Genomic DNA, 7,786 nt, shown 5'->3' on the forward strand with positions numbered 1-7,786 from the left:
GCCGCCGGGGGTGGCCCGGCGGTTGGGTGCTCCGGCGGCTCCGGCGGCCGGTCGGATTCCGCGTCGGCTGGGTTCGGTTCGTCGCCGGTCCGGGCTCTCGTGTCGGGCGGGATCCGGGTTGTGGGATGCGGCAGGGTGTTGCCTCCACCGGATGCGAGACAACACCCTGCCGCAATCGGCGGCCTTGGTCGCCCGCCTTGGTCGCCCGGCCTCGGGCGGTCGGACGGCGGTTGGTGGGCCGGGTGGTCAGAAGGCGCAGGCGACGACCAGTTCGGGGGTGCGGTCGGGGAGGAGGTCGAGTTTGTCGATGCGACCGGCGGCGCGGACGTCGTCGGCGACCATGGTGAGCTGTTCCAGCAGGGCAGCAGGGCCGAGCGCCTCGGCCAGTGGCACCTCCGCCTTCATCGACAGTTTCCGCTCCGACTTGGCGCGGCGCACCTGGCCCAGCGCGTCAGCGGCCAGCCGCAGCAGCGCCGGGTCGCCGGTACCGGTGATCGCCCGCTTCACCTCGTACGTGGTCGGCCACGGCGCGCGGTGCACCGAGCCGTACCGCCACCAGGACCACACCTCCTCGGTGACGAACGGCAGCACCGGGGCGAAGAGCCGCAACTGTACCGACAGCGCGGTCGCCAGCGCCGCCCGAGCCGAGTCGGCCCCCGGCCCGCTGCCGTAGGCGCGCTCCTTCACCAACTCGATGTAGTCGTCGCAGAACCGCCAGAAGAACGTCTCCGTGGCCTGCAACGCCGCCGTGTGGTCGTAGGCGTCGAAGGCCGCCGTCGCCGCAGCGACCACGGTGGAGAGTTCGGCCAGCATGGCCGTGTCCAGCGGCGTGGTGGCCGGGGTACGCAACGCGTCGGCGGCGCCCAGTCCGAGGGCGAACTTCGAGGCGTTGAGCAGTTTCGTCGCGAGCCGCCGGCCCACCTTGATCTGGGCGGCGTCGAAGGCGAGGTCCATCCCCGGCCGGCCGTTGGCCGCCCAGTAGCGGACCGCGTCGGAGCCGTGCTGCTGCAGCAGGGCCATCGGGGTGACCACGTTCCCCTTGGACTTCGACATCTTCTTGTGGTCCGGGTCGAGGATCCAACCGGAGAGCACCGCCGTTCGCCAGGGCAGCACGCCGTGCTCCAGGTGGGAGCGAACCACCGTGGAGAACAGCCAGGTCCGGATGATCTCCTGGCCCTGGGGGCGCAGGTCCATCGGGAACACCTGGGCGAAAAGGTCCGGGTCGGACTCCCAGCCGCCGACGATCTGCGGGGTCAGCGACGAGGTGGCCCAGGTGTCCAGCACGTCCGGGTCACCGACGAAACCCCCCGGCACGCCGCGCTGCGACTCGTCGTACCCGGGCGGCGGCTCGCCGGACGGGTCGACCGGCAGCGTCGACTCGTCGGGTGTGAGAGGGTGGGCGTAGTCCGGCTCGCCAACGTCGTCGAGCCGGTACCACACCGGCACCGGCACCCCGAAGAAGCGCTGCCGGCTGACCAGCCAGTCACCGGTCAGCCCGCCCACCCAGTGGTCGTACCTGTGCTTCATGTGCTCCGGCACCCAGCGCAGCTCGCCGCCGCGGGCCAGCAGCTCGCCCCGCAGGCGGGCGTCCCGGCCGCCGTTGCGCAGGTACCACTGCCGGGTCGAGACAATCTCCAATGGCCGGTCGCCCCGCTCGTAGAACTTCACCGGACGGGTGGTCGGGCGTGGCTCGCCGACCAGGTCGCCGGCGTCGGACAGCATCCCCACCAGGGCCGACCGGGCGCCGTTGACCGTCTGCCCGGCCAGCGCCGCGTAGGGTCCGGCCGGCACACCGGCCGGCGGCTCCGGCAGCAGCCGGCCGTCCCGGCCGATGACCACGCGGGTCGCCAGGTCCAGCTCCCGCCACCAGGTCACGTCGGTCAGGTCGCCGAACGTGCAGACCATCGCGAGGCCGGTGCCCTTGGCCGGTTCCGCCAGCGGGTGCGCGCGCACCGGCACCTCCACCCCGAAGACGGGGGTACGCACCGTCGCGCCCACCAGGTCGGCGTACCGCTCGTCGTCGGGGTGGCAGACCAGCGCGACGCAGGCCGGCAGCAGCTCCGGCCGGGTGGTGTCGATCAGCACCTCGTGCCCGCCCGGTCCGGTGAACCGGAGCCGGTGGTATGCCCCCGGTCGATCCCGGTCCTCCAGCTCCGCCTGGGCAACGGCGGTGGCGAAGCCGACGTCCCACAGTGTCGGCGCGTCCGCCTGGTACGCCTCGCCCCGGGCCAGGTTCCGCAGGAACGCCCGCTGGCTTACCGTCCGGGCGGCCCGCCCGATCGTGGTGTACGTCAGCGACCAGTCCACCGAGAGCCCGAGTCGCCGCCACAGCGTCTCGAAGACCTGCTCGTCCTCGGCGGTGAGCCGTTCGCACAGCTCGACGAAGTTGCGCCGGGAGATCGACGTCGGCTGTCTGCGCTGCTGTTCCGTGACCGGGGTGGCGGGAGGCTGCCAGGCCGGGTCGTACGGCAGGGTCGGGTCGCAGCGCACCGCGTACACGTTCTGCACCCGCCGCTCGGTGGGCAGGCCGTTGTCGTCCCACCCCATCGGGTAGAAGACCGCCTTGCCGCGCATCCGCTGGAAGCGGGCCACCGTGTCGGTGTGTGTGTACGAGAAGACGTGTCCCATGTGCAGTTCGCCGGACACGGTCGGTGGCGGGGTGTCGATGGAGAACACGACGTCCCGGCGACCGGCCCGGCCCGAGGTGTCCGCCGGTACGTACGTCTTCGTCCGGTCGAACGCGTACGTGCCTTCCTCCTGCCAGCGGCGCGCCCAGCTGTCCTCGAGGCCGTCCAGGGTGGGATGCTCGGGGACGCCGGCGCGGGCCGTCCTCGCCGTGTCGGTCATCCGTCGATCCTAGGCAGCCCGCGCCGCCTGCCGCCTCCGTGATTCGACCCGGCCCGATGATCGTCCGGTGCCGACCTCGTTCGGGGTGAACATCGCCGGGCCGACGATAGCCGCCCGACTGCCGCGAGCCAGCCGCCCGACTGCCGCGAGCCGTGCCGTCGGCCGCGCCGGACACCCCGTCTCGCCGCGAACGGAGTGCGGCGCCCCTCGGGTTCTGCGAGGAGCCGGACATCGACGCGTTGCCGGAGGCCGGAGAGTGCCTGAGACGGGCGGCCGGCGCTCAGATCAGGGAGGCCCGCCAGTGGCGCTGCAGGGCGGCGTACCGGCCGCCGGCGGCGGCCAGCCGGGCCGGTGGGCCGTCCTCCACGATCCGGCCGCCGTCGAGGACCAGCACCCGGTCGGCGGTCTCCACGGTGGAGAGCCGGTGCGCGATGACCAGGGCGGTACGGTCACGCAGCACCGTGCCGAGCGCCCGCTGCACCAGTCGCTCGGTCGGCACGTCCAGCGACGACGTCGCCTCGTCGAGGATCAGCACCCGCGGGTCGGCCAGGAACGCCCGCGCGAACGCGACGAGCTGCCGCTGCCCGGCGGAGAGCCGGCCACCGCGGCGGTGCACGTCGGTGGCGTACCCGTCGGGGAGGGCGGTGATGAAGTCGTGCGCGCCGATAGCCCGCGCGGCGGCCTCCACCGCCGCGTCGTCGGCGGTGGGCCGGCCGAACCGGATGTTCTCCGCCACCGTGCCGCTGAACAGGTGGTTCTCCTGGGTTACCAGCACCACCGCCCGGCGCAGTTCGACGTCGGCCAGGTCGCGCAGGTCGACCCCGTCCACCTCCACGGTGCCGGTGTCGGGGTCGTGGAAGCGGGCCAGCAGCTTGGCGACGGTGGACTTGCCGGCGCCGGTCGGCCCGATCAACGCGATCGTCTGCCCGGCCGGCACCCGCAGGTCCAGGCCGGTCAGGATGGAAGCCCGCGGGCGGTAGCCGAAGGACACGGACCGGAACCGCACCGCACCGTGACCCGGCCCGGGCGGCAGCGGCGTCGGCCGGGCCGGCTCCGGCACACCGGGAGCCTCGTCCAGCACTCCGGCCAGCTTCTCCAGCGCCGCCGTAGCGGACTGGAGCGTGTTGTAGAACTGGCTCAGCTCCTGCATCGGCTCGAAGAAGCGACGCAGGTAGAGCAGGAACGCGGCGAGCACGCCCACCTCCATGTCGCCGCCGAGGACCCGCCACCCGCCGTAGCCGAGCACCACCGCCACGGTGCCGTTTCCGATCACCTTGATTCCCGGGGAGTACGTGGCGATGAGCCGGAATCCGCGCAGGTTGGCCCGCCGGTAGTCGTCGTTCAACCCGTCGAAGATCTGCTGGTTGCGCGGCTCGCGGCGGAACGCCTGCACGGCCCGGATACCGCGCAGCGACTCGACGAAGTGGACGATCACCAGCGCCGCCGTCTCCCGGCTGCGCCGCCACGCGCTGGCCGACGCCCGGGCGAACCAGCGGGACAACGCGAACAGGAACGGGAACGCCAGCAGGGCCACCGCCGCCAGCGGCAGGTCCAGCCAGAGCAGGACGGCGGCCACCGACACCACGGTCAGGGTGGCTGTCACCAGGCTGTCGATGCCGCCGTCGACCAGTTCGGCGATCGAGTCCACGTCACTGGTGAGCCGGGAGATCACCCGGCCGGAGGTGTAGCGCTCGTGGAAGCCGACACAGAGGCGGAGGAAGTGGCCGTACACCCGCTGGCGTAGATCGAGCAGGACGGCCTGGCCGATCCGGGCGGAGAGGGTGAGGAAGCCGCGCCGGGCCGCGTACTCGGTGCCCGCCGCGACGGCGAAGGCCCCGGCGACGGCGGCCAGCGGGCCCGGGTCGCCGGCCCGCAGTGGCGGCACGGCCCGGTCGATGCCGACCATGACCAGGTACGGCCCGGCCATCGCGGCGGCGTTCTGGGCCAGCAGCAGCGCGGTGGCCAGCCCCAGCCGGGTGCGGTGCGGGCGCAGCAGCCCGCGCAGCAGCGCCCGGCTACGGGCGCGCAGCCGGGCCATCGCCTCCGGTGTGGTGTCCTCGGCGCGGCTGCGGTCGGCGTCCGGGTCGGTGGCGCGGCCCCGCCAGTGGGACAGTTCGACGCCGTCCACCCGGGGTCGGGGCACCTCACCGGTCACGATCGCACCAAACCGTTCCGGCTCGTTGGTTCGGCGCAGAGCACCGCCCGGTACGCCGGCACCGTGGCCAGCAGCTCCGAGTGGCGGCCGACGGCGGTGATCCGCCCGCCGTCGAGCAGCGCGACCCGGTCGGCCAGCGCGACCGTGGACGGCCGGTGCACCACCAGCAGCGCGGTGGTGTCCCGCAGCACCCGTTTCAGGGCCGCCTCGACCAGCGCCTCGGTGTGCACGTCCAGCGCGGAGAGCGGGTCGTCCAGGACGAGCAGCGCCGGCTGGCCGAGCACCGCCCGGGCCAGCGCCAGCCGCTGCCGCTGCCCGCCGGAGAGCGACAGCCCCTGCTCTCCGATCCGGGTGGCCAGCCCCCACGGCAGCTCGTACGCGAAGTCGGCCTGGGCCAGCGCGAGCGCCGCCCGGACCTCGTCGTCGCCGGCGTCCGGCCGGCCCAGGGTAAGGTTCTCCCACACCGACATGGAGAAGAGAGTGGGTTCCTCGAACGCCGTGCCGACCAGCCGGCGTAGCGAGGACAACCGCAGGTCGCGCAGGTCGTGCCCGTCCAGGGTGATCCTCCCGCCGGTCACCTCGCGCAGTCGGGGGACGAGGGAGAGCAGGGTGCTCTTGCCGGCGCCGGTCACGCCGACCAGCGCCAGCGTCTCACCCGGCTCGACGGTCAGCTCGATCTCCCGCAACACCGGCGTGGTGGCGCACGGGTAGCGGAACGACACGCCCTCGAACCGTAGCCGGCCACGGACCGCGTTCGGGGCAAGCGTGACCGCGTGCGGGGCGTCCACGATCGACGGCGGGGTGTCCAGCACCTCGTGGATCCGGTCGGCGGCGGTTGCGGCCTCCTGCCCGTTGGCGATGATCCAGCCGAGCGACTGCACCGGCCAGATCAGCATGAGCTGGAGGCTGACGAAGGCGACCAGTTCGCCGACGGTGAGGGTGCCCCGGGCGACCAACGCCGCCCCGCACACCAGCACCACGCCGAGGGTCAGGTTGGGCACCAGGTCGAACAGCGCGGAGGTACGGGCCAGCAGCCGTGCCTTGCCGACACCGGTGTCGTGCAGCGTCCGCGCCCGGCCGGCGAACCGGTCGGCCAGCTCCGGCCCCCGCCCGTACGCCTTCATGGTGCGCAGCCCCTGCGCGGTCTCCTCGACCAGCGTGGCCACGTCGCCCTGCTGGTCCTGCATCCGCCGGGACGCCGCGTGGTAGTGCCGGGCGAACCGGCGGCTGATCAGGAACAGCGGCGCCGCGCTGGCGGCCACCAGCAGGCCGAGCGGCGCGTGCAGCCGCAGCAGCAGCACCACCACCGCCAGGTAGGTGACCACGTTGAGCACCAGGAAGAACAGCCCGAAGGAGAGAAACCGGCGGATCACCGACAGGTCGCTGGTGACCCGGGAGAGCAGTTGGCCGGACTGCCACCGGTCGTGGAAGTCGGCCGGGAGGCGTTGCAGGTGGGCGTAGACGTCGGCGCGGATCGCGGTCTCCATGCCGATCGACGAGGAGGACTGCGTCCACCGCCGGATGAAGATCAGCACCGCCTCGGCGAGCCCGAGCAGCAGGGCCAGACCGCCGAGGCGGAGCAGGCCGGCCGCGTCACGGTCGGCGACCGGCCCGTCGACCACCCGCTGGGTGATCAGCGGCACCGCCAGGCTGGCCGCGGTGGCGGCCAGGCTCGCGAGCAGCAACCAGCAGAACTGGCCCGCGTACGGGCGCAGGTAGCGGCGCAACCGCCAGAGGTTGTGCAGGGGGCGCGTACCGGCGTCGACCCGTCGGGTGGGGTCGCCGTCGCGCAGCGTTGGCACTACCCGACGGTAGCGTCAATCGGGAGCATCGCCGGTGTCGGCTTGCCGTCAGAGCGCCGCTCGTGTCCGAGCAGCCACGTCTTCACGTCCAGCCCCCAGCGGTAGCCGCCGAGCGTGCCGTCGGTGCGCAGTACCCGGTGGCAGGGGACGAAGAGGGCGGCGGCGTTGCGGGCGCAGGCGGCGGCGGCCGCGCGGACGGCCGCCGGCCGCCCGGCCCGGGCGGCGAAACCCGTGTACGTCACCGGCTCGCCCGCCGTCACCTCGCGCAACACCTGCCAGGCGTGCGCCATGAACGCGCCGCCGGTGTGCTGCCGCACCGGCACCGCGTCGACGGCGGTGAGTTCGCCGTCCAGGTAGGACGCGACGGCCCGGCTGACCGGCCCGAGGTCGGCGCGCGGCCGGAGGTCGCCGCGTAGGGGTGGGTGGACGAGGGGGAGCAGGGCCGCCGGGTCCGGCGTGAAGCCGGCGGCGCGTACCGCCCCGTCGGGGCCGACCAGCACGCTGAGCGGACCGATCGGGGTGTCGATGACGGTGCTGTCGATGGTCATGCTGCTCTCCAGAGTCGGATCACCGCGTACGAGCGCCAGGGGCGCCAGCGGTGGGAGTGGGTGTCCAGGGTCGAGGGGGCGTCGGGCAGGTCGAGGGCGGCGGCGCCCCGACGTGCCGCGAGGTCGGTGGCGAGCATGACGTCCGGGTCGCCGAGGGCGCGCATGGCCACGTAGCCGGCGGTCCAGGAGCCGATCCCGGGGATCGCCAGCAGTCGCCGTGTCGTCTCCTGACGGTCCCCGCCAGGGTCGAGCGCGAGCTCTCCGGCGGCCACGGCCCGGGCGAGCGTCCGCACGGTCTCGCGCCGCCGCGCGGGCATCGCGAACGCCGGGTCCGCGAGCCCCGCGATCTCCTCGGCCCCCGGAAACCCCCGCAACCCACCTGTTTCTTGCCCGCGCTCTCGCTGCTGATCATGAAGTTGATGGCCGTTCTGGAG

4 protein-coding genes and 1 pseudogene are annotated in these 7,786 nt (G+C 73.6%); all 5 read right to left on the reverse strand.

Going from position 1 to position 7,786, the window contains the following annotated elements:
* Positions 1–246 precede the first annotated feature (246 nt).
* Entirely contained in the window at positions 247–2,847 is a 2,601-nt protein-coding gene (valS, locus tag E1193_RS28370) for a valine--tRNA ligase (RefSeq protein ID WP_132186238.1), read from the reverse strand.
* A 280-nt stretch (positions 2,848–3,127) separates the two neighbouring features.
* On the reverse strand, positions 3,128–5,002 hold the full coding sequence (locus E1193_RS28375; RefSeq protein WP_243707949.1) for an ABC transporter ATP-binding protein: 1,875 nt from the start codon (positions 5,000–5,002) through the stop codon (positions 3,128–3,130).
* On the reverse strand, positions 4,999–6,795 hold the full coding sequence (locus tag E1193_RS28380) for an ABC transporter ATP-binding protein (RefSeq protein WP_132186241.1): 1,797 nt from the start codon (positions 6,793–6,795) through the stop codon (positions 4,999–5,001). Before E1193_RS28380 ends, E1193_RS28375 begins: the two co-directional genes overlap by 4 nt.
* Before the next feature lie 8 nt (positions 6,796–6,803).
* Positions 6,804–7,352, reverse strand: a complete 549-nt coding sequence (locus E1193_RS28385; protein ID WP_132186239.1) for a methylated-DNA--[protein]-cysteine S-methyltransferase — start codon at positions 7,350–7,352, stop codon at positions 6,804–6,806.
* Positions 7,349–7,786 (reverse strand): annotated as a pseudogene (locus E1193_RS28390) (DNA-3-methyladenine glycosylase 2 family protein); the annotation flags it as partial. The pseudogene E1193_RS28390 and the gene E1193_RS28385, both read right to left, overlap by 4 nt.

The organism is Micromonospora sp. KC606 (assembly GCF_004348675.1).
GTDB lineage: Bacteria > Actinomycetota > Actinomycetes > Mycobacteriales > Micromonosporaceae > Micromonospora.